This is a genomic window from Flaviaestuariibacter flavus (assembly GCF_004337505.1).
Classification (GTDB): Bacteria; Bacteroidota; Bacteroidia; order Chitinophagales; family Chitinophagaceae; genus Flavisolibacter; species Flavisolibacter flavus.
Map to the genome: position 1 here is coordinate 1 of NZ_SJZI01000046.1, position 25,743 is coordinate 25,743.

Genomic DNA, 25,743 nt, shown 5'->3' on the forward strand with positions numbered 1-25,743 from the left:
CGATATTCGTTATCCGATATTCCTTCACAGCTTCCACAAAGGCCTTTGCATGATCCACCGGCACATTCGGCGTGATGCCGTGTCCGAGGTTGGCGATATAGCGCTGCGTGCCGAAGCCGTCGATCATTTCCTTTACCCAGGTTTTGATCTGCGGGATGGGTGCCAGCAGCTTTGCCGGGTCGAAGTTGCCCTGGATAGTGATGCGGTCGCCGGTCAGCTCGCGGGCCTTCTTCGGTGATACGGTCCAGTCGATACCGATACCCGCGGCACCCGAGTGGCTCAGGTCTTCGATGGCATACCAGGTGCCTTTGGGGAAGAGGATCACGGGTGCTTCGTCTTTTACGGCATTCGATATCTGCAGCAGGTAGGGCTGGGCGAAGGTTTTGAAATCCTCGGGGCTCAGCGCGCCGGCCCAGGAGTCGAACACCTGCACGGTGTCGGCGCCGGCCTTCACCTGTGCCTTCAGGTAGTCGATGGTGATATCGGTGATCTTCTGGAGCAGGGCATGCGCCAGCTGCGGCTGGGTGTAGGCAAACTGCTTGGCCTTGTCCCAGGTTTTGGAGCCCTTGCCTTCCACCATGTAGCAGAGGATGGTCCAGGGCGCGCCGGCGAAACCGATAAGCGGCGTGCGGCCGTTCAGTTCTTTTTTCGTGAGCGTGAGCGCGTCGAGTACGTACTTCAGGCTTTCTTCTGCGCCTTCGGTGATGAGCGCGTCTATGTCGGCCTGCGTCTGGATGGTCTTCGGCAGCGAGGGGCCTTTGCCTTCTTCCATCAGCACTTCCACGCCCATGGCCTGCGGGATCACGAGGATGTCGGAGAAGATGATGGCCGCGTCCACACCCACCTGGTCGATGGGCTGCAGGGTGATCTCGGTGGCGAGCTCGGGCGTCTGCACGCGGGTAAAGAAATCGTATTTGGCCTTCAGCTTCAGGTAGTCGGGCAGGTAGCGGCCGGCCTGGCGCATCATCCATACCGGCGGGCGTTCTACGGATTCGCCGCGGAGGGCGCGCAGGAGGAGGTCGTTCTTCAGTTCGCTCATAAATTATTCTTCGTTATAAAGGTCTCAAAAAACTCCATCGCTTCGCGCAGCAGGTCTTCTTTGCCCGGCTGCCGGGCGATCACCACCGTACCGCTGAAATGGCGGCGGATGGCGTCGGCGGTGGTGGTGCCGATGGCAAACAGAACGCTATGCTTTGCGGGCTGGTTGACGCTGAAATAGCTTTCCACCGCCGATGGGCTGAAAAAGAGCAGGGCGCGGTAGTCTTTGCCCACGCGCTGCGGGGTGGCGATGGTGCGGTATACTACCTGCTCGTTGATGCGGATGCCGGCTTCCCGTAGTTTTACGGGAAGAGTGTCGCGGCGGATGTCGCCGCAAAAGAAAAGCACTTCGGTTTCGCCCGCGGCGATGATGACGTCGGCGAGGGCCGCGGCATCGTTGGCCGTGCCGGCCACGGGCAGACCGAGCTCGCTTTCCACGAGGGCGCGCGTGCTGTGCCCGATGCAATACACTTTCCAGTCGGGGGCCGTACGCACCTGTGCCGCCACGGCTTCCACGGCGTTCATGCTGGTAAATACGACCGTATGCGCTTCGGTAGCCAGGAAGCGGATCCGTTGCGCCAGTGCAGTATCCTGGATGGCTTCTGTTTCGATAAAAGAAAGGCAGTTGACCTCAAAGCCGCGGGCGGCGGCTTCCAGCACCAGCGCGGCCGGGAGGGGGCGGGTGCTCAGTATGGCGCGATCAGCCTTTGGCATTGCGGATGGCTTCTACGATTTTTAGCACCCGGGGGTTCTGCAGCAGCTCGTTGGCCGCATCCACGCCGAGGTTATTGGCAAAAGCGATATCGGCCTGCTTCTGAATTTCTACCAGCTCCGAGCCGTCCGGCGCGCACAGGTTGCCTTCAAAGCGCACCTGGGCATACTCGATGCGGGCCAGCGCCGATATCGGTGTGGAGCAGCCGCCCATCAGGGTGCGGAGAAAGTCGCGCTCAACGCGCACGCATAATGCTGTTTCGGGATGGTTGAGCGGGCGCACCGACTCATAGGCTTCCGCGTCTTCGCTGCGACACACAATCATGATGGCTCCCTGTGCCGGTGCGGGGAGCATCCAGTCGAGGTCCACCGAAGTTGCCGGGCGCACCTCGATGCGCTCCACACCTGCGGCGGCGAAGATGGCGCCGGCCCAGTCGCTTTCGGCCACCTTGCGCAGGCGGGTGTTGACGTTGCCGCGCAGGTTCTCTACGTCGGTATTGGGATAGCGGTGCTTCCATTGTGCGATGCGGCGGATGGAGCTCGTGCCGATGGTGAATGGTGAATGGTCAATGGTCAGTGCTTGTTCTTCCCTATTCACCTTTGACCATTGACCATTGACCCAACCCAGCTTCGCGAGGTCGGACTCATTCTTATAGACGAAAATATCCTTCGTAGACGCGCGCTCCAGCACGGCCACTTCCTGGATGCCCTGCGCCAGTTGGGTAGGCACATCTTTCATGGAGTGCACGGCGATGTCGATGCGGCCGCTGAGCAGCGCGGCATCGAGGCTGCGGGTAAACACACCCTGTACGCCGAGGGCATAGAGCGGTGTTACCGTGTCGATGTCGCCTTCGCTTTTAATATATATGAGCTCGGAGCTTACGCCCTGCCCTTTCAGGAGGTTCTGAACGAGGGTGGCCTGCCAGACGGCAAGCTGGCTGTCGCGGGTGCCGATGCGGAGTGTGCGGGACATTAGTTCTGTGCGGAGATGAATTCGTTAAGGGCAGCGATATACTGGCATCCGCGCTCGTTGCGCTCTTTGATGCGGCCGGCGGTTTCGTTGAGCACGCGCTGGATCTGCACGTCGAGAAGACGGGCATGATGCGGGCACTCGGGGTGCTCGTGAAGGGCCTTCAGCTTCGCCTTCAGGTCTTTGAGCAGCGGCACGTGGCGGCGCATGTCGCACCACTCGGCAAATTCCTCCATCCCTTCTGCGATGATGGCTTTTGCCTTGGGCACTTCGGCCTGGCGCATGCGGAAAGTCTCGTCTTTGAGCTTCGACAGCTCGTCGACGTTCACCATGCGCACGTTGGGCAGGGTCTGGGCGTCGTCAGCCACGTTATAAGGAATAGAAAGGTCGATGATCAGCTTTTCGCCGGCACCTTCGAGGTGCTGGCGGAGGATGGTCTTTTGCTGCGCGTTGGTGGCCACGATGATGATGTCGGCCGCGCGGAGCTGCTCCTCCAGCGTTTCCACCGGCGCCCATTGCAGGCCCAGCTCGCCGGCGAGCTCCTGCGCTTTTTCAGGCGTACGGTTGATGAGGGTAATATTCTTGTTTCCGAGGTAGTCTACCAGGTTTTTGCAGGTGTTGCGGCCGATCTTGCCGGTGCCCACCAGCAGCATTTTCTTCTGGCTGCACTGCGGCACCTGGGCGCGGATGTATTGAACGGCGGCAAAAGCGGTGGAAACGGTGCCCCCGCTGAGCTCGGTGTTATTCTTTACGTTCTTGGAGGCCTGGAGCACGCTGTTGATGAGGCGCTCGGTGAAGGCGCCCACAAAGCCGCCTTCCTTGGCAAAGCGCACGGCCGTCTTCAGCTGGCCTACGATCTCGTAGTCGCCCAGGATCTGGGAGTCGAGGCCGGCGGCTACGTTATAGGTATGCTCCACGGCCTCGGTGCCCTGCTTGATATAGGCGGAGCGGCGAAAGGTGTCGGCGTCACCGGCGGTCTGGCTGCACAGCAGCTTTACCAGCTGGTTGGGGCAGTGGGCGATGCCGTAGATCTCGGTGCGGTTGCAGGTGGAAAGAACGAACAACTCGCCGATGCCTTCGGCGGCCGCGGCCGCCAGGATGCTGGCGTACTGGTCGTTGCCGATAGCAAAAAGCCCGCGAACGGAGGCGTCGGACTTCTTATAGTTGATGCCGGCAACGAAAAAGTTGTCGATATTTTTAAAGTAGTGGCTGTTCATGTCACAGGGGCTCAGATGCACGAGGGCAAAGGTACTTTGCGCGACGCCCGCGTCCTAACTTCTGTGTCATTGATCTGTCATAAGGAGGGGTGATCTTGCTCAGGGTGCGGCATGACTGCGATGGGATGGGGGCTTTGCCGGATGATTTGCGGGGAGAGAAAGAACGCAGATTTATTATGATCTTTTATGATGAGCGCGGATACCGGTACCAACATCAGCGTAAATCAAAATCAATCTGCGTATTCCGCATGCGGAATCTGCGTGCTTTCTCTACCGATATTTGCCGCCTATGAAGCGTGCTGTCGTACTCATGAACCTCGGCTCCCCCGACTCCACCGATGTAAAGGACGTGAAGCGTTACCTCGACGAGTTTCTGATGGACGGCCGGGTGATCGATAAGCCCCTGCTGTTTCGCGCGATGCTGGTGAAAGGCGTCATTGTTCCCTTCCGCGCGCCGAAGTCGGCAGAGGCCTACAAAAGCATCTGGACCAACGAAGGCTCGCCGCTCATCGTGCTCTCGAAGCAGCTCGCCGCCGCCCTCGACGGGGAGGTGGAAGAGCCCGTGGTGATCGCCATGCGCTACGGCACGCCGTCGCCGAAGGAAACCTTCGATGCCCTGCAGGCCGCGCACCCCGGGCTGGAGCAGGTGCTGCTCATCCCGATGTACCCGCACTATGCCATGAGCTCTTACGAGACAGCCGTGGAGTATGCCAAAGAACAGCACAAGGAAGGACGCTACCGCTTCCGCCTCGACTATATCAAGCCTTATTACGACAACGAAGACTACCTGCACGCGCTTTGCGAGAGCATCCGCCCTCACCTCGAAAAGGATTACGACCAGATCCTGTTTTCCTACCACGGCGTGCCCGAGCGTCATATCTATAAGGGCGACATCACCGGCCAGCACTGTATGAAGAGCGGGGCCTGCTGCGATACGCCTTCGGCGGCCCACCAGTATTGCTACCGCCACCAGTGCTGGGTGACCACCAAAGAGGTGGCGAAGCGCCTTGCCATCCCCGACGGCAAATGGGGCTTTTCCTTCCAGAGCCGCCTTGGCCGCGATCCCTGGCTGCAGCCCTACACGGCGCAGCGCCTGGAGCAGCTCCCGGGAGAGGGCGTGAAGAAAGTGGTGGTGGCCTGCCCGGCTTTTATCAGCGACTGCCTCGAAACCCTCGAGGAGATCGCCGAAGAAGGCAAGGAGACCTTCCTGCATGCCGGCGGTGAAAGCTTCGACATGATCCCCTGCCTCAACGTGCACCCGCTGTGGGTGCGGGCCATGGCCAGGTGGGTGCAGGAATACGCGCTGGGAAAGACGGATATGCTGCAGCGTGGCTCGGCGCACGAGCTGGTGCCGAAGGCGAAGTTTACCGACCTCATTTAGTTGATGGTGATTGGTCCCGCTCATTGACCATTCACCATTGACCATTGACCGATTGCGGCGGGAATACTACTTTCGGAAAAACGATTTTATGCGAAACCTGACGGCGGCCATCATCGGCATAGCAGTAGTAATTGCGGCGGCGCTCGGCGCGGCTGCCTTCCGGTACAAAGCGCGCGGGAGCGAAACCATCGTGGTGACGGGCCTGGCGGAGCGGGATTTCGTGAGTGACCTCGCCGTGTGGAACGGCTCCTATTCGCGCAAGTCGCTCGAGCTGCCCACCGCCTATGCCGCACTCAAGCAGGATGAAAGCACCATCCGCACCTTCCTGCGCGGCCGCGGGGTATCGGATGCGGAGATCGTTTTTTCGGCAGCCCAGATCAACCGCGAGTTCAACAACCGCACGAATGATAACGGCGCGGTGATCAGCCAGGAGTTTACGGGCTACAACCTCACGCAGACCGTCACGGTGCAGTCGAACGACGTGAACAAGGTGGAGCGCCTGTCGCGCGAGGCCACCGACATCATACAAAGCGGCATCGAGTTCAATTCGGCCGCGCCTTCTTACTATTACTCGAAGCTTGCCGATATCAAGATCGACCTGCTGGGCAAGGCCAGCGCCGATGCGCGCAACCGTGCCGAAACCATCGCCAAAAATTCCGGCAGCTCGCTGGGTGCGGTGCGTAAGGCCACCATGGGCGTGTTCCAGATCACCGGCAAGAACAGCAACGAAGACTACAGCTACGGCGGTGCCTTCAATACCTCCGACAAAAACAAAACCGGCTCCATCACCATCCGCATGGAGTTCGCCATCGACTAAAATCATGTACGCCTACCTCAAAGCACTGCACATCGTATTCATCGTTACCTGGTTCGCGGGGATGTTTTACATCGTGCGCCTGTTCATCTACAACACCGAAGCCAACGAAAAGCCCGAGCCCGAGCGCCGCATCCTGCAGGCGCAGTTCGCCATTATGATCAGGCGCCTCTGGCTGGGCATTACCTGGCCCTCGGCCGTCCTTACGCTGATCCTCGGCCCGACGGTGCTCTTCCTGGGCAACTGGCAGGCCACCTTCGGCGAAGAAGGCGGGCGCTGGTTGGAAGTGAAGCTGGCTTTCGTACTCGGACTGTATCTCTACTTCTTTTCGCTTCACCGGATCTATAAACAACAACTTGCCGGCAAATTCACCTGGAGCGCGCAAAAGCTCCGCGTGTGGAATGAGGTGGCCACCATCTTCCTCATCCCCATCGTGATGCTGGCGACGGTGAAGACCGGCATTTCGTGGCTGTGGGGCCTGCTGGGGCTGATCGGGTTTATTGTTGTTTTGATGAGTGCGATTAAGATCTACAAAACACTTAGGAAATAGCGCGCAGGCGCTTGCACAAAAGGGCCGCTTGCGGCCCTTTTGTCATGCTGAGCGGAGCGAAGGATCTGAGGTGGCGAATCGAGGAGACGTGCGTGAAAGCACAGAGCGGTTGCTTCATCTGGACTTTTTACTCTGGTCGTCCCTTCAGATGCTTCGCTCCGCTCAGCATGACAAAGGCAGGCCGAAGGCCTGCCTTTGTGCACCAACCGGTGAGGCCCTACTCCAGCTCCGTCTCAATCTCCTCCGTCAGCAGCACCTTTTTCCCGTCCTTTCTCCGCTTACGCGTGCGGTTCCACCACATGATGGTGCCGGTGATGGGGAAGGTAACGCCGAGGAGGCACACGATAAAGGCGAGGATCCTGGTGGGCGTGCCGCCGATGGAGCCGGTGTGTACGGGTTTGAAGGTGCCGCGTACCCGCGCGCCGAGGGAGCGCTCCTTCCAGGTGAGGTGGCCGAGGGGAGCGGCGCTGTATTGATCGAAGTAGAAGGCGTCGGTGGCCGACTCGTGCGGCGCACCCGTGCCCAGTAATTGTACGGTGAAGGGCGCCACCGAATCCTTCGGTGCCTGCAGGTTGTAGAAGTCGGCCCCGGGGCGCTGCGCCTGCGCGGCGGTCAGCACGGCGTCAAAAGTCGCGGGCTTCGCACCGGCTACGTAGGCCGACTTCGGCGGCTCGGGGCCCTTCATCGGCGAGCCCGTTACCGTATAAATGCTTTTATTGAACCACTCGAAGCTCCAGGCCAGGCCGGTAAAGGCCATGATAAACAGGAAGATGGCCGAGTAGAAGCCGAGCACGATGTGCAGGTCGTGGTTGAGGCGCTTCCAGGAGGCGCCCCACTTTACGGTCAGGCGCCGCTGCAGCACGGTGCGCGTTTTGGGCCACCACAGCACGATGCCGGTGAGCAGGATGAACAGGAAGAGCAAGGTGGACACGCCCACGATGTATTTGCCCACCGAGCCTTCGCCACCCAGCAGCCAGCGGTGCAGGGCGAAAACGGTATAGAAGTTCGACTCCCGGTAGCTGTATTTCTCCAGGATGGCGCCGCTGTAGGGGTTGACAAACACCGTGAAGCCGGGCTGCCGCTCGGGTGCCTTTCCGGCTTCCTTGCCTTCTTTCTTTTTGGCAGCCGTGATGCTCACTTCGGCCGAGCGGCCCGGGTCCGTGTACAGCCGGATGCCCGTCACCTTGGTACCGGGAAAGGCGTCCTTTACCCGCTGCACGAGACCGGCGGCCGGCAGCTTTTGCGAAGCCGGCGACACATAATAGCGCTCCTTGCTGGCGGCCATCATGATGTCTTTTTCAAACACCAGCAGTGCGCCCGTAAGGCAGGCGATGAGGATGACGAGCCCCGCGGCGAAGCTGAGGTAAAGGTGGATACGGCGGAAGAATACTTTCATGGTGGTGAATGGTCAATGGTCAATGGCCCGATGAGGATTAGTATTTGGCTGAACCGGCTGTTAAAGCGAATGGTGAATGGCGAAGGTCCTGATTGACCATTGACCATTCACCATTCACCCTGTCCAGGTTGTCTTAAAATTTATAGGAAAGCGTGCCCATCAACTGCCTCGGCGGGATCGGGTTTACGCTGTAGTTCTCGTGAACATACCAGTTGAAGGTGTTGGTGACGTTGCTCACCTTGGCCATCAGCGCAAAGCGTTTCCAGCTGTAACCGGCGCTCAGGTCGAGGGTGCTGTAGCCTTTCACCTCGAACATGCGGTCGCGCCACGAGAAGGGAGCCTTCGGAACGCTGGAGTTGGTATACGTGTTCTTCACCACGTCGCTGTTCCAGCCGGCATTGCGGTCGCCGATATAGAGGAAGGTGGCACCGAGCTTGAGGCCCTTCAGCTTGCCGGAGCCGATGGTGTAAAAAGCGCTCGCATTAGCCGTATGCGCGGGGTTGTTCACGAGTCGCTCGCCGGTTTTGAAGGCACCCGAAGTAGTGTCGTTTTTCGTGTAGCGCATGTAGTTGTAGCTGTAGCCGGCACGCAGGTCGAGGCCTTCGATGGGGCTGGCGGCGAGATCCAGCTCCACGCCATCGGAAATCGTCTGGCCCGACAGCATCCTGATATTGCTGTTGTTGTTGGGCGTAACGCCGTCCTTCAGGTAGGGCGCCGTTTGCGCGAGGTTGTTGTTCACGATGCGGTAGGCCGTTACGTTGGCCGAGAGGCGGCCGCCGAAGAGCTCGTTCTTCACCCCGACCTCATACTGGTTGATGGTGGAAGGCTTCAGGGGGTTGTTGTCTACGTCGATGCCCGTATTCACCGAAAAGGAATTGGTGTAGGAGGCAAACAGCGAGGTGTTGGACGTGGGCTTGTACACGATGCCGGCACGGGGCGAGAAGGCGCGGTCGATGCGGGTGGTGCCGATGAAGAGCGAGTCGTTGGCCAGCGTGGTGGTCTGCACGCCTTCCGTTACCACGTACGACATGCGGGCGCCGAGCAGGACATTGAACTTATCCGAAAGCTTCACGAGGTCCTGGGCATAGATGCCGAAGCGGTCAATGGGGCTGAAGGTGCGCGTTGCCTTGCTGTATTCGGGCAGGTCGGTGGCAGCGGCATATTTGCCGGGGTTCAGCAGGTTGATGCTGTCGTAGATGCCGGCGGCCAGCAGGCGGCCGTTGAAATTGCGGCGGGCGAAATTAAAGGTATAGGCCTCGGTGCCATAGTGGTCGGCGTCGATGCCCGCCAGGATGGTGTGCTCCCAATTACCGGTGTGCACCTTGCCGTTCAGGTTCAGCTGGCCGGTGTAGTACTGCTCTTCGGTCTGGATGCGGCCGAGCGAGCGGCCCCAGTTACCGGCCGTGTCGGCCTGCACGCGCTCCACCGACATATAGTCGCGCGAGTAGAACTGGTAGTTGAGGGCCGACTGCAGGTTCCAGTTGTCGCTGATGCGGTGCCTGAGGGTAGCACCGGCGGTCGATTGCTGGGTGATATTATACTGCCAGGGCGTACCGAAAAAGGCGCCGCGGGCTACCGGGGTGATGGTCTTGCCGCTCACGCTGCCATAGGCGCCGATGGTGCCGATGCCGAAGTCGGGGGTGAAGTCGTGCTTCAGGTAATCTCCCTCGAGCAGCAGCTCGGTGCGCTTGCCCAGCTTGAAGAGGAAGGAAGGGTTGATGTAGTAGCGGTCGGAGTGAACGCCGGCGCGGTAGGAGTCGGCGCTTTCAAAAGAGCCGTTGAGGCGGTAGGCTACTTTTCCCGACAGCGGACCGTACACGTCGAATGCAGGTTTGAGCAGGTTGTAAGAGCCGGCGCGGAGCGACACTTCGCCGCCGCGGGAGAATTTGGGCTGCTTGGTCACGAGGTTGACCACGCCGCCGGGCGCTACCTGGCCGAAGAGGATGGCGGCCGAGCCTTTCAGCACCTCCACGCGCTCCAGCGAGCCCATCTCGGGCATGGCGCCGGAGTTGAGGCGGGCGCCGTTCTTAAACAGGTTGCTCGATCCGAAGGCGTAGCCGCGGGCCGCGAAGCTTTCCTGCACGGCTCCGCGTGCGGTGGTCATATATACGCCGTTGACGTTGCGGATGGCGTCGGAGAGGCGCTGTACCTGCTGCTCGCGCAGCACGGGGGCGCCCAGCACGGTCACGGCCTGGGGCAGGTCCATCGGGTGGATGGCGGCCTTGCCGATGGCCGGCGTGCGGTCGTTGAGGGTGCGGCCCGAGGTAACGATCACCTCGGTGAGTTGCTTTTCGTTGAGGGCCAGGCGTACTTCGAGCGCCGTGGTGCTGCCCTTGCGCACTTCGATGGCGCGCTCCACCGCCCCGGTGCCGGTCATGCTCACCACGAGGGTATAGCTGCCTTCGGGGAGGTTGCGGAAAACGAAGGTGCCGGTTTCGTCGGTGGTGGTCGTCTTATCGGTGCCGCGTACCTGCACGGTGGCATAGGGGGCGGGCTGTCCGTCGGTGGTGAGCACGCGGCCCTGGATGCTGAATTCGGGTGTTTCGTTGGTGTGGTTCACGGCCGCAAAGGCGGTCAGGTGCTGCTCGGTCTGGGCGGCGGCGCCAAGGCAGCTCAGGGCCAGGATACAGGTAACAAATCCTTTCACTTCTGGAAATTTTTTGCAAAAGGACGACTTCCTGCCGGCATAGCAGTGCCGTATCGGGAAAAGTGGGTTACGGAAGACGGAAAAAGGCGGCAATGCAAAGCGGAAAATGTCTCCGGATTGCCTCCACGGCCGGGAATTGGGACAGAAAGGCTTTTAGCAGTTCCGAAATGACAGGCAGGCATGTGGAGACCGCGGTTATGATTAGCTGGCTGACAGAAATGCGGGTGAACGGGATAGATATGCTTTCGGAGTTCGTAGGTATATGGGCGGAGTCGATGATTATATACCCGGAGACGATAGAAATACAATCGAAAATGACAGGTAGGCAGCCGGAGCTGACAGGTAGGCGGCTGGAGGTGGCATTTACCCGCCCCGGGCGATCAGTTGGCGCTGTAAGTTCATTCGGGAAAAGATGGCTGTAGCAGAATGGTCCGGGGCGCTTATTTTAGCGAAACAAGCCCCTCTTATGCCTACCTCCATCGCCCGGAAACTGAAGATCAAGCCCGGAGCTACTTTATTGACCATCAACGCGCCGGACGATTTCGAACAAACACTCGATCCCCTGCCCGAGGATGTCCGGATCCTGAAAAAAGGAAAGTCCGCCGACCAGCTGCACTGGTTCGTGCGCAACCGCCTTGAAATGGAGAGCGGTCTCGCCGCGGTGCTGGAGCGGGTGCAGGGGGATACGGTGTGCTGGATCTATTACCCCAAGGGCAGCTCGAAACTGCAGACCGACCTCACCCGCGACAAAGGCTGGGAGGCGCTCCTGGCGCAGCCGGGCCTGCAATGGATCAGCCTCATCTCCTTCGACCCCACCTGGTCGGTGTTCGGGTTCCGGCGGCAGAACGAGGCCGACAAGAAGCGGGCGGCGGCCCCGAAAGAGCGGCCCATCTTCGACTACATCGACCCGGTAAAAAAGGAAGTGCGGCTCCCCGACGACCTGGCGGCGGCCCTGCACCCGGACAAGGCGGCGACCGCCTTTTTCAACAGCCTTTCCTTTAGCAACAGGAAGGAATACGTGGAGTGGATCGTAACCGCAAAGCGCGAAGAAACGCGCCGCCAGCGCGTGGAAGGCACGCTGGAGCGGCTGGCGAAGGGGTGGAAGAACCCAAGGAATATGTAGCCGCGCTCCCCGGGCCAGACTGCACCCTACTCCGGAACTCCCGGGGACCGGTGTTACGGCGGCGCTGGTCTGCGTTTTGCTGCAATACCCCCGATGAAATCCCTGCTACTTCCCCTCTTCCTGATCCTGTGCCTGGCGGGTGCCGCCCAGGATTCGGCCTACCAGAGCGTACTCAACCGCTGGCAGCGCGAGCACGGCTTCAGCGGAACCGTGTTGGTGTCGCGCGGCGGCCGCCTGCTGTGGAGCGGCGCCGTGGGCCATGCCAACCGCGAGACCTCCGCGGCGGCACAAAGCACCACGCCCTACCGCATCGCCGGGCTTACCCAGCCCTTTACCGCGGTCATGATCCTCCAGCTGAAAGAAGAAGGCAAGCTCGCCCTCGACGACACCATTGCCAAATACCTCCCGGGCTATACCGGCCCCGGCCGGGCCCGCGTCACCATCCGGCAGCTGCTCACCTACAGCTCGGGCATCCCCGAGTGCGGCGGCGGCACCGCCCGCGACATCGACCGGGCCACCCTCAAGCTCGACACCTTTATCAGCCGCTACTGCAGCGGCCCGCTGGAGTTCGAGCCGGGAACAAAGGCCCGGATGGGCAACGGCGACTATATCCTCCTCGGAAAGATCATCGAGCAGGCCACGGGCCGTACCTGGGTGGATAACCTGGAACGCCGCATCCTGCGTCCCCTGCGCATGAACAGCACCGGGGTAGTCGACGACAGCAAGCCCGTGCCCCGCCTCGCGCGGTCGTATAACTACAAGGACTCGGCAACGGGCTACCAGCCCGACAAGCCCTATTACACCGGCAACTACTACAGCGCCGGATCGCTCTATTCCACGGCCTACGACCTGATGCGTTTCGATGCAGCGCTTTTCGCGCACCAGTTGCTGCGGCCGGGCACCCTAGCCGATATGATCCACGGCAACGAAAAGCTGGGCAACGTAGCCCAGGGTGTGTGGGCCTCGGCGGGCCGCGGCTCCATCAGTTTGCCGTATATCTACGGGTCGGGGGCCATCAGCGGCAGCCGCGCCAACTGGATCCATGTGCTCAAGGGCGATATCGCGGTGCTGGTGCTGAGCAACACCAACCGCGGCGACCTGGCGCGCCTGTCGGAAGACCTGTACACCGTGGCGGTTCGGAAATAAAGGCAGGGCCCCGGTCGCGGCCTGCCCGGCTTCAGCCCGGCTTCCGTAAATTTGGTAAAACACACCTGCAATGAAGTTTACCAAAACACTGCTGGCCGCAGCTTCGGCCCTCCTGGTAGCCGGCGCCGCACAGGCACAGATCTTCGACAAGACAAAGGGTAAGAACGTGCAAAAGCTTCTCAGCGGGCCGGCCCACGTATATACCCGCAGCAGCGGTCCGTACAACGACCGCCTGCGCGCCGCTTTTACTAATTACTGGAAAGCCACGCCCGTTGAGTTTCATGATATCTCCAAAAGCTATCCCCGCCTCGAAAGTTCTTCGCTCGTATTTGCGCCCGCCGTGGTCGGCCTCACCGTGCGCGACCATGCCACGGCCATGAACAATCCTTTTTACGTAATGGCGGCCGCCAACCAGCTCGGCGAGATCGACGGCGACGCGATCGTGGCGGCCTTTCCCATCAACGGCTTTCACTACGAGTTCGACGTAACCGCTAGCGACAATATGTACGACCGCTCCCTGCTCCGCATCCCCTATATGGTGCAGACCATGAATGAGATGGTAACCCTGGTAAAGGCCGGCGGCAGCGAAAAGGAATTCTTCAAAACCGTCGACAGCCGCACGGCGCGCATTGCGGGCAAGACCCTGCTGATCCCCGCCGAGTTGCTGCAGGAGTGGGACGTAAACCCCAACACCACCGCCATGATGAAAGCCAACCTGGAAGCCGGCAAGAAGCCGATGAAGGCGATCCGGGTAGCCATCATGGAGCAGGGCGACATCAGCTTCGCCGGTAAATACAAGGTGCTGCCCGCCGCCGATATCATGAAGCTGGAGGAAAGTGCCGATGCCGACAAATACACGCTCTTCCTGCCCGCCATCGACAACAAGAAATACGTGATGGTGTACGACCTGAAGTCGAAGGAGCTGCTTTATTTCGAAACCACCAACATGGGCATGCGGGTGAAAAGCAAGGACTTTGAAAAGCTGAATAAGGCCATCGGCCAGTAAGCACCGGTTTCCATGAATAAAAATGCCGCCTGGGAAGGCGGCGTTTTTATTTGTATTTCTACGGATAGATTACTTGAGTTGCTTCACCACCGTCTTCTTCGGCACATAGCCCACGTTCCACCACTTCACCTTTTCGCCTTTGTACAGCACCAGCGTCGGCAGTGCCGCGATCTGGAGTTCGCGGGCCAGGATGGGGTTCTGGTCTACGTCGATGCGCACTACTTCAACGCTGCCGGCTTTTTCTTTGGCGATCTCTTCAAGGTAAGGCTTCATCACCTTGCAGGGGCCGCACCATTCGGCGTAAAAATCAACAAGCACGAGTTTGTCGGTTTTGAGCAGTGCATTGTACTGGCTCATATTCATCCCGCGGAGGGCGGCGCCTTCTTCCATGAGGCCCGCCTGGCGCCACTTCATGATGCCGCCGTCGAGCTCGTATACCTCGGTGAAGCCGAGGGCGCGCAGCTTGGCCGAGGCCGAAGCCGAGCGGCCGCCGCCCAGGCAATACACGAAGAGAGGCGTATTCTTATCGAGCGTCGCCACCTCCTGCTCGAAGCTGCCGCCGTTCCAGTTGATGTTGCGGGCATGCTCGAGGTGTCCTTTGGAGAACTCGTCGGGCGTGCGCACGTCGAGCACCACTTTTTTGGGCGTCTCGAAGATCTTGCGGGCGAAATCGTTCGCGGCCAGCAGGTTGGCGGATTGCGTCTGGGCCGAAGCGGCGAGCGCAATGAAGAGGGAGAGGACGGTCAGGAGGCGTTTCATGGAGTAAAAGTACGCCGGCCGGCGCTAGGAGAGAAGGAACGCGGATTTTTTATGATTTGTTATGATGAATGCGGATTTCGGTACCGACATCTGCGTAAATCATAAAAGATCTGCGTATTCCGCCTGCGGAATCAGCGTTCCTGCTCTCTGCCGTCGCGGAATATGACCGTAATCATCCTTTGCCTTGAGCCGTCTCACGGCTTCCCGCCTTTCCAAAAAAGACTTTTGCATCCTGATACGTCCCCCTCATGCCCACTACCCAAGCACCTCCGAAAGCCCCCGTGCTCAGCCCCGCCCCCGCGGCGGTGAGCTGCTACCACTGCGGCGAGGCCTGCGACCGCAGCCTGCCGCAGGACGACCACTTCTTCTGCTGCGAGGGCTGCCGCTTTGTGTATGGGCTGCTGCAGGAGAACGGGCTTTGCAACTACTACGACCTGAGCAAGACGCCCGGCATCAGGGTGCGCGGCAAGTTCAGCTCGGATCGGTTTGCCTACCTGGATAACGAGGATGTGCAGCGCCAGCTGCTGCGCTTTACCGATGGTCGCCAGAGCCACGCGCAGTTTCACCTGCCGCAGATGCACTGCGCCTCCTGCATCTGGCTGCTCGAAAACCTCCACGCCATCCGCCCCGGCGTGCTCCACAGCACGGTCAACTTCGGGCGCAAGGAGCTGTTCATCGCCTTCGACCCGGCGCAGGTGTCGCTGCGGCAGGTGGTGGAGCTGCTGGCCTTCGTGGGCTACGAGCCCGAGATCCGCCTCGGCGACGCCGACAAGAAGCGGGCGAAAACGGTCAGCCGCAAAGCCTGGTACCAGATCGGGGTGGCAGGCTTCTGCTTTTCCAATATCATGATGCTGGCCTTTCCCGACTATTTCGCTTCGGGTAAGATCGAGCAGGAGTCGCTCAAGCACCTGTTCAGCTACGTGAGCCTGCTGCTGGCCCTGCCCGTATTCTTTTACAGCGCCTCCGGGTTTTTCATCTCGGCCTTCCAGGGCCTGCGCCAGAAGATGCTCAACATCGACGCGCCGATTGCACTCTCCATCGGCATCACCTTTTCGCGCTCCGTGTACGAGGTGCTGAGCGGCGCAGGTCCCGGCTATTTCGACTCTATGAGCGGCATCGTGCTGTTCATGCTCGTGGGTCGCTGGTTTCAAAACAAGACCTACGACGCCTTTTCCTTCGACCGCGACTATAAATCCTATTTCCCGCTGGGCATCACGCGCCTCGTGGAAGGCGCCGAACAGCCCGGCACCATCTCCGACCTCAAAGCCGGCGACCGCATCGTGGTGCGCCATGGCGAGCTGGTGCCCGCAGATGCGGTGCTGCGCCGGGGCGAAGGCTATATTGACTACAGCTTCGTGTCGGGCGAAAACACGCCCCTGCACAAGCGCTCGGGCGAACTCGTATATGCCGGTGCCCGCCAGACGGGCGGCCGCATCGAGCTGGAGGTGGTGAAGACCGTTTCGCAGAGCTATATCACGCAACTCTGGAATAACAACGAAGGCGGCAGCCGTAAGCATACGGAGCAGAGCTTTATCCACCCGTGGAGCCGCTACTTCACGCTGGCCCTGTTTTCGGTGGCCGCCGGCGCGGGACTTTTCTGGAGTATCGTCAATCCCGCCAACGTGCTGCCGGCCGTGTCGGCGGCGCTCATCGTGGCTTGTCCCTGCTCGTTGCTGCTGTCGGCCACCTTTACGTTCGGCAATATGCTGCGGCACTTTGGCAGGCGGCGCCTCTACCTGAAGAACGCCTCGGTGATCGAGTCGCTGGCAAAGGTGGATACCGTGGTGCTCGACAAAACCGGCACGCTCACCTGCGCCGATGCCGCCGATATCAGCTTCACCGGCAAGCCGCTTTCCGATGCAGAGCGCGCCGCCGTATACAGTCTTGCCAAAGAATCGGTGCATCCCCTGAGCCGCCTGCTGGCCCGCGAGCTGCTGGCACAGGGCGCCGAAGCGCTGCCCCTCGATGCTTTTGAAGAAGTAACGGGTAAAGGCCTTGTCGCCCGCCTGGCGGGGCAGGAGCTGAAGCTCGGGTCCTTTGCCTTTGTCAACGGCAGCATGGCGAAAGGGAAAGGCATGGAGGTATGGATTGCCTTTGACGGCACGGTGCGCGGCTGTTTCAGCATCCGCAACCGCTACCGCGCCGGTGTGCCCGAACTGGTGGCGGCACTGCAGCAACGCGACTACCGGGTGCACCTGCTGTCGGGTGATAACGACGCCGAGCGGGAGCGACTTGTAGAACTACTGGGTGATAATGTTACGCTGGCTTTCAACCACACGCCGCAATCGAAACTTGAATATATCAAACTGCTCCAGGCCGGCGGCGCAACCGTGCTGATGCTGGGCGACGGCCTCAACGACGCCGGCGCGCTGATGCAAGCCAACGCCGGCGTCGCCGTGACGGAGAACACGGGCCAGTTCACCCCTGCCTGCGACGCCATCCTCGACGCCCCGGGCGTGCGCCTGGTGGAGCGCTTCCTCGCCTATGCCCGCAGCGGCAAGCGCGTGGTGACGGCTTCCTTCATCCTCTCCATCTGCTACAACATTGTGGGCGTTTCCATCGCCGTGCAAGCCGCTATGAAGCCGATGGTGGCGGCGATCCTGATGCCTGTTTCTTCGATCTCGATTGTGACGCTGGCTACCCTGGCAACGGGCTGGGTGGCTCGGAAAGTCTTTCGGTAGGCGAAGCCGACGCGAAGTGGTTTGGTAGCGCGCGAAGCGACCGCAAAGCGGTCATTGCGAGCGTAGCGAAGCAAACTCCTGCTTTACGTAGGGTGATCGGGGCAAGACGACTTTGCGAATTGAATCTCTTACTGGCTCCAGTCAGCGTTCAGGTCGGGGAGTTTACTTCGCTTCGCTCGCAATGACGGCCGAAGGCCGTCGCTTCGCGAGCTACCAACAGCATTCGCCCATTGCGCAAAGCGGAGCCGGGTTCGTCCTCCCTCATTACCTCATTCCCTCGTGCCTCACCCTCACTCCTCCATTATTCAAGTACTCCAGTATTCAAGTATTCCATGCTTCTCTCATCCACCTGACGAACGTCATCTTTTCCTTTGAGCCGCCTCACCGCGTCACGGAATTGTAAAAGCGAGTTTTGTGTCTTCAAGCAACAACATGAGTGTCTTAATCGTCCTGGTCGTGCTCTCCGTGATCGTCGCCGGCACCTTTCTCTACCTCTTCATCATCAGCGTGCGCAAGGGCCAGTTCGACGACGACTACACACCCTCGGTACGCATGCTCTTCGACGATACTCCTGCGGCAATACCGAATAATGAATATCGAATAACGGATAACGAATAACGAATATCGAATAACGAATATCGACGCTGGCGTCAATACAAGCAGCTAACACCGTTTACCTATCAAAACCGCTAAAACTTCTTAAACCCTTCTTTTTCTCATGGAAACGATCCGACAGGAAGCCGCGGTGCACGTTGAAGGCACCGCAACCGTTCAAAGAGAGCAGTTCTACTACGACAACGCCATCGTGCGCAACTTCGCGTTTGCCACGGCCGTATGGGGCGTAGTAGGCATGCTCGCCGGCCTCTGGGCGGCACTTATGCTGGTGTTCCCCACCTCCGTCAACCTGGGTGAATATTTCAGCTTTGGCCGCATCCGCCCGCTGCACACCAACGCCGTCATCTTCGCCTTCGTGGGCAACGGCATCTTCATGGGCTACTACTACTCCATCCAGCGCCTGCTTAAAACGCGCATGTGGAGCGACAAGCTCTCGAAGATCCACTTCTGGGGATGGCAGCTGATCATCGTGGCCGCCGCCATCACGCTTCCGCTCGGGTACACGTCGGGTAAAGAATACGCCGAGCTCGAATGGCCCATCGACATCGCCATTACCGTCATCTGGGTGGTGTTTGGCCTCAACATGTTCATCACCATCCTGAAGCGCCGCGAGCGCCACCTCTACGTGGCCATCTGGTTCTACATCGCCACCTTCATCACGGTTGCCGTGCTGCACATCGTCAACTCCGTAGAACTACCGGTGTCGTTCATGAAAAGCTACCCGGTATACGCTGGTGTGCAGGACGCGCTGGTGCAGTGGTGGTACGGGCACAACGCCGTAGCCTTCTTCCTCACCACGCCCTACCTGGGCCTCATGTACTACTTCCTGCCCAAGGCGGCCAACCGCCCGGTGTATTCGTACAAGCTTTCCATCATTCACTTCTGGGCCCTTATCTTCATCTATATCTGGGCCGGCCCGCACCACCTGCTTTATTCCGCGCTGCCCAACTGGGCGCAATCGCTCGGCATCGTGTTCTCCTTCACGCTCATCTTCCCCAGCTGGGGCGGTATGATCAACGGCCTGCTCACCCTGCGCGGTGCCTGGGATAAGGTGCGCGAAGACGTAGTGCTCAAGTTCCTCGTGGTAGCCGTTACCGCCTACGGTATGGCCACCTTCGAAGGACCGATGATGTCGCTGAAGAACGTCAACGCCATCTCTCACTTCACCGACTGGACCGTGGCCCACGTACACGTTGGCGGTCTCGGCTGGAACGGCATGCTCACCTTCGGCATCCTCTACTGGCTGCTGCCGAAGATCTTCCGCACGGAGCTGTACTCGAAGAAGCTCGCCAACGCGCACTTCTGGATCGCTACACTCGGCATCCTGTTCTGGGCCATCCCGATGTACTGGGCCGGCATCATGCAATCGCTGATGTGGAAGCAGTTCACCCCCAGCGGCCAGCTGAAGTATTCCTTCCTGGAGACCGTTACCTACATGAAGCCCTTCTACGCCCTCCGCGGCTTTGGCGGTGCGCTGTACGTGGCCGGTGCCATCCTGATGGTGTACAACCTGGTGAAGACCGTACGCAGCGGCAAGTTGCTGGCCAACGAAGCCGCCGAAGCCCCCGCGCTGGTGAAAGAATACAAGAAGCACAAAGGCGAGCACTGGCACCGCTGGATCGAGCGCCGCCCCACGCCGCTGCTCGTGTTCACCCTCATCGTAGTGCTGATCGGTGGTGCCGTGGAAATGATCCCCACCTTTATGGTGCAGAGCAACATCCCCACCATCGCCTCGGTGAAACCCTATACGCCGCTCGAATTGCAGGGCCGCGATATCTACGTCCGCGAAGGCTGCTACGTCTGCCACTCGCAGATGATCCGTCCCTTCCGTTCCGAAACGGAGCGCTACGGCGAATACTCGAAGGCCGGTGAGTTCGTGTACGACCACCCCTTCCAGTGGGGCTCCAAGCGCATCGGTCCCGACCTGGCCCGTGAAGGTGCCGGTAACAACCGCAAGAGCGACACCTGGCACTTCAACCACCTCGACGACCCGCAGTCGATCTCCACGGGCTCGGTGATGCCGTCTTACGCACACCTGGTGCGTCGCTCGCTCGATGTAGGTACCACGCCGGTGAAGATCAGGGCCATGCAGAAGCTGGGCGTGCCCTACCCTGAAGGCTACGAGCGCCAGGCCGTGAACGACCTCACTACGCAGGCCAAAGGCATCCAGGCCAACCTGAAGAAGGACTCGATCAACGTACCGGCCGACCGCGAGATCATCGCCGTGATCGCTTACCTGCAGCGCCTCGGCACCGACATCAGCAGGAAAGACACCACCAAAAATCCCATCGCACTCAATAAGTAAATGCCATGCTCAAGTTCATCAAGCAATACGCCGAAACGATCCAGGGGATCGATATCTACCCGGTCATTTCCATGGTGCTCTTTTTCGCTGTCTTTGTGGGCATGCTGTGGTTCGTGAAGATCATGACCCGCGATCATGCCAAAGAGCTCGCCGCACAGCCCTTCGAAGACGGAACCCTCTAAACTACCGACGCTCATGAAACGCAATAACTGCCTCCGCTATAGCCTCCTGCTGGCCGCCACCCTGGGCGCCGGCCTCATCGCCCGGGCCGAAGACGGCACCGCGGTACAACTGAAAGAAACCACCGGCTCGTCCATCAACGGCTACCTGCTGCTCGACGTGCTCTTCTTCCTGCTCCTGGTGCTGCTGCCCGTGATGCGCCGCATGGCCGGCCTCATCAACCCGAAAGAAGAAGCCGCCCCCCGCACCCTGCGCCAGTGGTGGAGCGACCTCAACCACCGCACCCTCACCAGGTCGATCCCGCTCGACCAGGAAGAAGCGCACCTGCTCGACCACGAATACGACGGCATCCGCGAGCTCGATAACTCGCTGCCGCCCTGGTGGAAATGGGGCTTCTACATCAGCGCCGTGCTGTCGGTAGCCTACTTTGTCTATTACACCTACGGCTCCGGGATGAACCCCGAACAGGAGTATGCCGCCGAGATGAAGCAAGCAGCACTCGACATCGAGGCTTACCGCAAGCTGGCCAATGATAACGTGGACGAAAAGACCGTCACTATGGCCGACGCCGCGGGCATCGCCAAGGGCAAGGAGGTCTTTCTGAAGAACTGCTTTATGTGCCACGGCTCCAACGGCGAAGGCGGTGTAGGTCCCAACCTCACCGACGACTACTGGCTGCACGGCGGCTCCATCAACGACGTGTTCAAGACCATCAAGTACGGCTACCCCGACAAGGGCATGCAAAGCTGGCAAAAGATGCTTTCGCCCGGCGAGATCAAGAACATCGCGTCTTTTGTAAAATCGCTCCGCGGCAGCAAGCCCGCCAATGGCAAGGCACCGCAAGGCGAGGAGTATAAGGAGGGGGGTGCGCCCGTTGCTGCGAAGGATAGCAGTAATGCGGTGGCCGCGAAATAGAGAAGGAACGCTGATCCCGCACGCGGGATACGCAGATCGCTTATGATTTACGCGGATGCCGGTACCGAAATCCGCATTCATCATAACAAATCATAAAAAATCCGCGTTCTTTCTCTCCGCCGAAGGCGGCATGACGAATGTTAGGTTTTGTTGTTCTGAAGGTCAGGACTTGCGCCATTAGCAAGACTGACCTTTGTTCTTTCCGACACCAGCATCATGGAAACGAACAAAACGCATACAACCTATACGACACCCCAAGCCTTCACCGGCGCCCGCGACGAGTCCTTCCGCGACACCATCGCCACGGTAGACGGCGACGGCAAGCGCCGCTTCATCTTTCCGAAAAAGCCGAAGGGCAAACTGTACAACCTGCGCACGCTGGCTTCGCTGGTATACCTAACGATCTTCTTCTCGCTGCCCTTCATCAGGTCGGGCGGGCACCCGCTCTTCCTGTTCAACGTGGTGGAGCGCAAGTTCATTCTCTTCGGACAGATATTCTGGCCCCAGGACTTCTTCATCTTCGCCATCGGCTTCCTCACCTTCATGGTGTTCGTGATCCTGTTTACCGTGGTGTTCGGCCGGGTGTTCTGCGGCTGGGCCTGCCCGCAAACGGTGTTCATGGAAATGGTGTTCCGCAAGATCGAATACTGGCTCGACGGCGATGCCAGCGCTCAGAAAAAACTCAAGGAGCTGCCCTGGAACGCCTTCAAGATCCGCAAGCGTGTCACTAAGATGGCCGTGTTCTATGCCATCTCCTTCATCATCGGCAACTGGGCCCTCGCCTACGTGATCGGGATGGAGAACGTAGTGAAGATGGTACACGACGGCATCGGCGCGCACCCCGTTACCTTCTCCACGCTTATCGGCTTTACCACCGTTTTCTTTTTCGTGTTCTACTGGTTCCGTGAGCAGGCCTGCATCGTGGTATGTCCCTACGGCCGCCTGCAGGGCGTGCTGCTGGATCGCAAGAGCATGGTGGTGGCCTACGACTACACCCGCGGCGAGCCACGCGGCAAGCTGAAGAAAGCCGGGACCCTCGACACCGGCGACTGCATCGACTGTGCCGCCTGCGTGCGTGTTTGTCCCACCGGCATCGACATCCGTAACGGCACCCAGCTGGAGTGCATCAACTGCACCGCCTGCATCGACGCCTGCAACGACATCATGACGAAAATTAACCGCGACCTCGGTCTCATCCGCATCGACTCGGAAGAGAACATCGCCCGCGGCAACAAGAAGTTGTTTACCGGCCGCACCCGCGCCTATTCGGCCCTGCTGGTGCTGCTGCTCGGCGTGCTGGTGACGCTCCTCGTTACCCGCCGCGACGTGGATGCCACCATCCTCCGCACCGCCGGCCAGATCTTCCAGACGCAGGCCGACGGCCGCCTGAGCAACATGTACAGCATCAAGCTGGCCAACAAGACCCGCCGCGATATTCCTATCACCCTCAAGGTGGAAAACCTTCCCGGCGAGATCGGCCTCATCGGCACCAACGTAGTCGCCCTGAAGGAAGCCTACTTCCAGACGCCCTTCTTCGTCAAGATCCCGCGCAGCGCCATCCATGCCCGCAAAACACCGATCGTGATCGGGGTGTATGAAGGCGACAAGCGGATAAGAAAGGTGGAGACGACGTTTTTCGGACCGGGGTATTGATCTCAGATCCCAGATGTCGGATCTCAGATCGGGGTGTACCGGACTAAAATCAAACATGCATCGATCGCCAAACAAATCAGACACCGGAGGTCGAAACATTTACACCGAACAATTCAAAAATCTTGAAATATGCAAATCTCCTGGGGCTACAAGATCGCGGCCATCTACATCCTCTTCGTCATCGGCATCCTCGCCCTCGTGTTCAAAGCCAGCTCGCAGGATGTGGAGCTGGTGACCGCCAACTACTACGAGCAGGAGCTCAAATACCAGGAGGTGATCGACCAGAAGGCCGCCGCGGCCAACTTGTCGGCACCGCCCAGGTACACGCCCACCACCGGCACCCTGCAGCTGCAGTTACCTAAAGAGTTTGCCGGCACCGCCTGGAAGGGTCATATCTATCTCTATCGCCCTTCCGATGCCGCGCTTGACGTACGCAAAGACATCAGCGTCACCGGCCGCGACTATACCCTCGTGCTGCCACGCGTGGCCCCCGGTATTTATACGGTAAAGCTGGCGTGGGAAGCGGGCGGGAAGAAATACTTTGATGAACAGACGGTGCGCTACTAAAAGCTGGCTCCAAAGCGCAGGTTTTAGTTCCTGATGCTGTGCATCAGGATGACAGGAGTCCGGGTTCTTGAAAGGCGGCCCGGGTTGTATTCCGAATCCGGGAGCTGCACCGCGGGCCGCCTGGTGTCATCCCTCGTTCCGCTTGTCATCCTGATCGCCCGCGATCAGGATCTATTTCCATGGTTGCTCCAGGAGTTATTTAAAGACAGCCTCTAAAACCTTTTCCAGATGTCAACCCCCGAAATAATCGTAACCGCTTTTTTGATGGGTGCCGCCGGCTCCCTCCACTGCCTCGGCATGTGCGGGCCCCTGGCCCTGTCGCTGCCGCTGCCGCAACAGGATATGGCGGGCCGTCTCAAGGGCGGGCTGCTGTACAACGCGGGCCGTATTACTACCTATACGGTGCTCGGGCTGGTGCTGGGATCATTCGGCGAGGTGCTGCTGCGTTCCGAATGGCAGCGCGGCCTCTCCATCGGCATCGGGCTGTTGCTGCTGCTCTATCTCTTTGGCGGGCAAAAACGGCTGGAGGGCGCGGGCGCCACGGCGAAGCCATTCCTGAAGCTGCGGAGCGCGCTCGGCGGGCTCTTTCAGAAACATAATTATGCCTCGGTATTCAGCATCGGCCTGCTCAATGGCCTGCTTCCCTGCGGGACCGTGTACCTGGCGCTGCTCACATCTTTTATGACCGGCTCCGTTTTGAAAGGCGGGCTCTTCCTCGCCTTCTTCGGTATGGGCACCCTGCCCGCGATGCTGCTGATGGTATTCTGGGGCGCGGCCTTGGGGCCGATGGTACGCACCAGGCTGCGCCGGCTGGCGCCGGTGGCGCTGGGTTTGATGGGCCTGCTGCTGGTGCTCCGCGGCATGAACCTGGGCATTCCCTACCTGAGCCCGCGATTTGCGGAAGCCACCGCCGGGGGCGTTGGATGTCACTAATCATCTGTTCGGCTACACCCCGGGGCCTGCAGCCCCCACTGCCCAGGCTGTGGGAGGGCATGGGACCTGTAGGACATTCGCAAAAACTGTAAGCGCAGAACAGGCATTGTGCCCTCTGCGAAATGCTGTGCGCCCTCTGCGGGAAATCAACCCCTATTGCCCGATATACCGCTCCAGGAACTGGCCCGTGTATTGCTTCCACTCCGGTGCATAGCGGCGCAGGTAGTTCTCGTGTCCGGCACCCGGGAAGGTATGCAGCTCCTTGGGGCCGGCGAGTCTTCCGAAGATGGCCTCGGTCTCTTCGCGCGTTACCTTTTCGTCTTTGTCACCCCAGAGCAGTAGGGTGGGGGTGCGGATGTGCGCGGCATAGTCTTCGGGGTTGTGGGCAAAGGCGTTGAAGCCGTTCTCGGCGCCGCCCCAGAAGAGCAGCAGGTAAGCCATCGGGAAGGCGGGTACACCCTGCGTGCGGAAGCGATTCTTTACGGTTTGCGTCATCGTGCCGAAAGGGCATTCCACGATGATGGCGGCGGCGCCCAGGCTGTCGGTGGCCAGCGCCCGCATGATGGCGGCCGCACCCATGGAGGTGCCGAAGAGCACGATAGGTCCGGGCTGCTGCCGGCGCATCCAGCGCGCGGCGTCCCGTACTTCTACGGCTTCGCTCCAGCCGATGGTGCACTGGTTGCCGGGCGAGCCGCCGGCACCGCGGAAGTCGAGCAGCAGGGTGCTGAAGCCCATGGCGCGGAAGGCGGCAGCCTTGTCGGTCATGCCGCCCTTGGAGCCGCCGTAGCCATGACAGAGCAGCACCGACCCGCGCGGGCGGGCCACGGGTACCCACCAGGCTTCGAGTGCCGCGTCGCTAAGGATCTGCACGCGCTGGAAGGCCGTGTCGGGCACCGCCATGTTGCGGGGGCGTGGATTGTGCGCGCCAAGAAAGAGCACACCCAGCTTTTGCGTAAAGCTCAGGCCCCGCTCGGGCGTTTTTGCAACAGCACCTTCCTGGAAGTGCGTGAAACGCCAGGCGTGCATCGCCGCAACGAGGTTGAGCAACACAAATAAAAGGAGCAGGGCAATACCGGTACGGCGAAGAAGGCGGCGGCGCATGGCTTAAAGATAAGCGCCCGGGCCTCCGCTGCCTG

22 protein-coding genes are annotated in these 25,743 nt (G+C 60.0%); 14 read left to right on the forward strand and 8 right to left on the reverse strand.

The genetic code is table 11. The features are described 5' to 3' along the window. From hemE to hemA, 4 genes are all read right to left on the reverse strand, one after another. Positions 1 to 1,039 (reverse strand): uroporphyrinogen decarboxylase (gene hemE / locus EPD60_RS12540; protein WP_131449832.1); only part of this gene is annotated, 1,039 nt, incomplete at its 3' end. Beyond that, positions 1,036 to 1,752 (reverse strand): uroporphyrinogen-III synthase, encoded by a 717-nt coding sequence (locus EPD60_RS12545; protein ID WP_131449834.1) that lies wholly within the window; start codon positions 1,750 to 1,752, stop codon positions 1,036 to 1,038. The genes hemE and EPD60_RS12545, both read right to left, overlap by 4 nt. Next, positions 1,739 to 2,722 carry a hydroxymethylbilane synthase gene (locus EPD60_RS12550; RefSeq protein ID WP_131449836.1) on the reverse strand — a complete coding sequence of 328 codons (984 nt, stop codon included), beginning with the start codon at positions 2,720 to 2,722 and terminating at the stop codon, positions 1,739 to 1,741. Before EPD60_RS12550 ends, EPD60_RS12545 begins: the two co-directional genes overlap by 14 nt. Further along, positions 2,722 to 3,936 carry a glutamyl-tRNA reductase gene (gene hemA / locus EPD60_RS12555; RefSeq protein ID WP_131449837.1) on the reverse strand — a complete coding sequence of 405 codons (1,215 nt, stop codon included), beginning with the start codon at positions 3,934 to 3,936 and terminating at the stop codon, positions 2,722 to 2,724. Before hemA ends, EPD60_RS12550 begins: the two co-directional genes overlap by 1 nt. 289 nt (positions 3,937 to 4,225) lie before the next feature. On the opposite strand from hemA, the gene hemH reads away from it, so the two are divergent. The 3 genes from hemH to EPD60_RS12570 all read left to right on the forward strand — a co-directional run bounded on the left by hemH (position 4,226) and on the right by EPD60_RS12570 (position 6,681). Further along, a complete protein-coding gene (gene hemH, locus EPD60_RS12560; RefSeq protein ID WP_131449839.1) occupies positions 4,226 to 5,317 on the forward strand; it encodes a ferrochelatase in 1,092 nt (363 codons plus the stop codon). An 88-nt stretch (positions 5,318 to 5,405) separates the two neighbouring features. Further along, positions 5,406 to 6,134: an SIMPL domain-containing protein gene (locus EPD60_RS12565; RefSeq protein ID WP_131449840.1), complete on the forward strand. Its 729-nt coding sequence runs from the start codon at positions 5,406 to 5,408 to the stop codon at positions 6,132 to 6,134. Between the two features lie 4 nt (positions 6,135 to 6,138). Further along, positions 6,139 to 6,681, forward strand: a complete 543-nt coding sequence (locus EPD60_RS12570; protein ID WP_131449842.1) for a CopD family protein — start codon at positions 6,139 to 6,141, stop codon at positions 6,679 to 6,681. Between the two features lie 217 nt (positions 6,682 to 6,898). Here EPD60_RS12570 and EPD60_RS12575 read toward each other — a convergent pair whose 3' ends face one another. Together EPD60_RS12575 and EPD60_RS12580 are read right to left on the reverse strand one after the other, a co-directional pair. Beyond that, on the reverse strand, positions 6,899 to 8,077 hold the full coding sequence (locus EPD60_RS12575) for a PepSY-associated TM helix domain-containing protein (RefSeq protein ID WP_131449844.1): 1,179 nt from the start codon (positions 8,075 to 8,077) through the stop codon (positions 6,899 to 6,901). A gap of 133 nt (positions 8,078 to 8,210) precedes the next feature. After that, positions 8,211 to 10,724 carry a TonB-dependent receptor gene (locus EPD60_RS12580; RefSeq protein ID WP_243647829.1) on the reverse strand — a complete coding sequence of 838 codons (2,514 nt, stop codon included), beginning with the start codon at positions 10,722 to 10,724 and terminating at the stop codon, positions 8,211 to 8,213. 466 nt (positions 10,725 to 11,190) lie between these two features. Here EPD60_RS12580 and EPD60_RS12585 point away from each other — a divergent pair, with 466 nt between their 5' ends. The 3 genes from EPD60_RS12585 (at position 11,191) to EPD60_RS12595 (ending at position 13,999) form a co-directional block, all read left to right on the forward strand. Then, complete coding sequence (locus EPD60_RS12585; RefSeq protein WP_165871533.1) at positions 11,191 to 11,847, forward strand: YdeI/OmpD-associated family protein; 657 nt, start codon at positions 11,191 to 11,193, stop codon at positions 11,845 to 11,847. A gap of 93 nt (positions 11,848 to 11,940) precedes the next feature. Continuing rightward, entirely contained in the window at positions 11,941 to 12,993 is a 1,053-nt protein-coding gene (locus EPD60_RS12590; protein ID WP_131449847.1) for a serine hydrolase domain-containing protein, read from the forward strand. Between the two features lie 70 nt (positions 12,994 to 13,063). Next, on the forward strand, positions 13,064 to 13,999 hold the full coding sequence (locus EPD60_RS12595) for a hypothetical protein (protein WP_131449849.1): 936 nt from the start codon (positions 13,064 to 13,066) through the stop codon (positions 13,997 to 13,999). Between the two features lie 69 nt (positions 14,000 to 14,068). On the opposite strand, the gene trxA is transcribed toward EPD60_RS12595, so the two are convergent. Further along, positions 14,069 to 14,758, reverse strand: a complete 690-nt coding sequence (gene trxA, locus EPD60_RS12600) for a thioredoxin (RefSeq protein ID WP_131449851.1) — start codon at positions 14,756 to 14,758, stop codon at positions 14,069 to 14,071. Between the two features lie 248 nt (positions 14,759 to 15,006). Here trxA and EPD60_RS12605 point away from each other — a divergent pair, with 248 nt between their 5' ends. The 8 genes from EPD60_RS12605 (at position 15,007) to EPD60_RS12640 (ending at position 24,607) form a co-directional block, all read left to right on the forward strand. Beyond that, entirely contained in the window at positions 15,007 to 17,439 is a 2,433-nt protein-coding gene (locus tag EPD60_RS12605; protein ID WP_131449852.1) for a heavy metal translocating P-type ATPase, read from the forward strand. Positions 17,440 to 17,871: 432 nt separating this feature from the next. Next, positions 17,872 to 18,057: a cbb3-type cytochrome oxidase assembly protein CcoS gene (gene ccoS / locus EPD60_RS12610; RefSeq protein WP_131449854.1), complete on the forward strand. Its 186-nt coding sequence runs from the start codon at positions 17,872 to 17,874 to the stop codon at positions 18,055 to 18,057. A gap of 100 nt (positions 18,058 to 18,157) precedes the next feature. Continuing rightward, on the forward strand, positions 18,158 to 20,359 hold the full coding sequence (ccoN, locus tag EPD60_RS12615; RefSeq protein ID WP_131449856.1) for a cytochrome-c oxidase, cbb3-type subunit I: 2,202 nt from the start codon (positions 18,158 to 18,160) through the stop codon (positions 20,357 to 20,359). Positions 20,360 to 20,364: 5 nt separating this feature from the next. Next, complete coding sequence (locus EPD60_RS12620; protein WP_131449858.1) at positions 20,365 to 20,541, forward strand: CcoQ/FixQ family Cbb3-type cytochrome c oxidase assembly chaperone; 177 nt, start codon at positions 20,365 to 20,367, stop codon at positions 20,539 to 20,541. 13 nt (positions 20,542 to 20,554) lie between these two features. Further along, positions 20,555 to 21,454, forward strand: coding sequence for a cbb3-type cytochrome c oxidase N-terminal domain-containing protein (locus EPD60_RS12625; protein WP_165871534.1), 900 nt, complete (start codon positions 20,555 to 20,557; stop codon positions 21,452 to 21,454). Between the two features lie 216 nt (positions 21,455 to 21,670). Next, positions 21,671 to 23,107, forward strand: coding sequence for a cytochrome c oxidase accessory protein CcoG (gene ccoG, locus EPD60_RS12630; protein ID WP_131449862.1), 1,437 nt, complete (start codon positions 21,671 to 21,673; stop codon positions 23,105 to 23,107). Positions 23,108 to 23,236: 129 nt separating this feature from the next. Next, positions 23,237 to 23,674 carry a FixH family protein gene (locus EPD60_RS12635; protein WP_131449864.1) on the forward strand — a complete coding sequence of 146 codons (438 nt, stop codon included), beginning with the start codon at positions 23,237 to 23,239 and terminating at the stop codon, positions 23,672 to 23,674. 228 nt (positions 23,675 to 23,902) lie between these two features. Next, positions 23,903 to 24,607 (forward strand): sulfite exporter TauE/SafE family protein, encoded by a 705-nt coding sequence (locus EPD60_RS12640; protein ID WP_131449866.1) that lies wholly within the window; start codon positions 23,903 to 23,905, stop codon positions 24,605 to 24,607. Between the two features lie 153 nt (positions 24,608 to 24,760). Here EPD60_RS12640 and EPD60_RS12645 read toward each other — a convergent pair whose 3' ends face one another. Then, complete coding sequence (locus EPD60_RS12645; protein ID WP_131449868.1) at positions 24,761 to 25,708, reverse strand: alpha/beta hydrolase; 948 nt, start codon at positions 25,706 to 25,708, stop codon at positions 24,761 to 24,763. Positions 25,709 to 25,743: the final 35 nt, after the last annotated feature.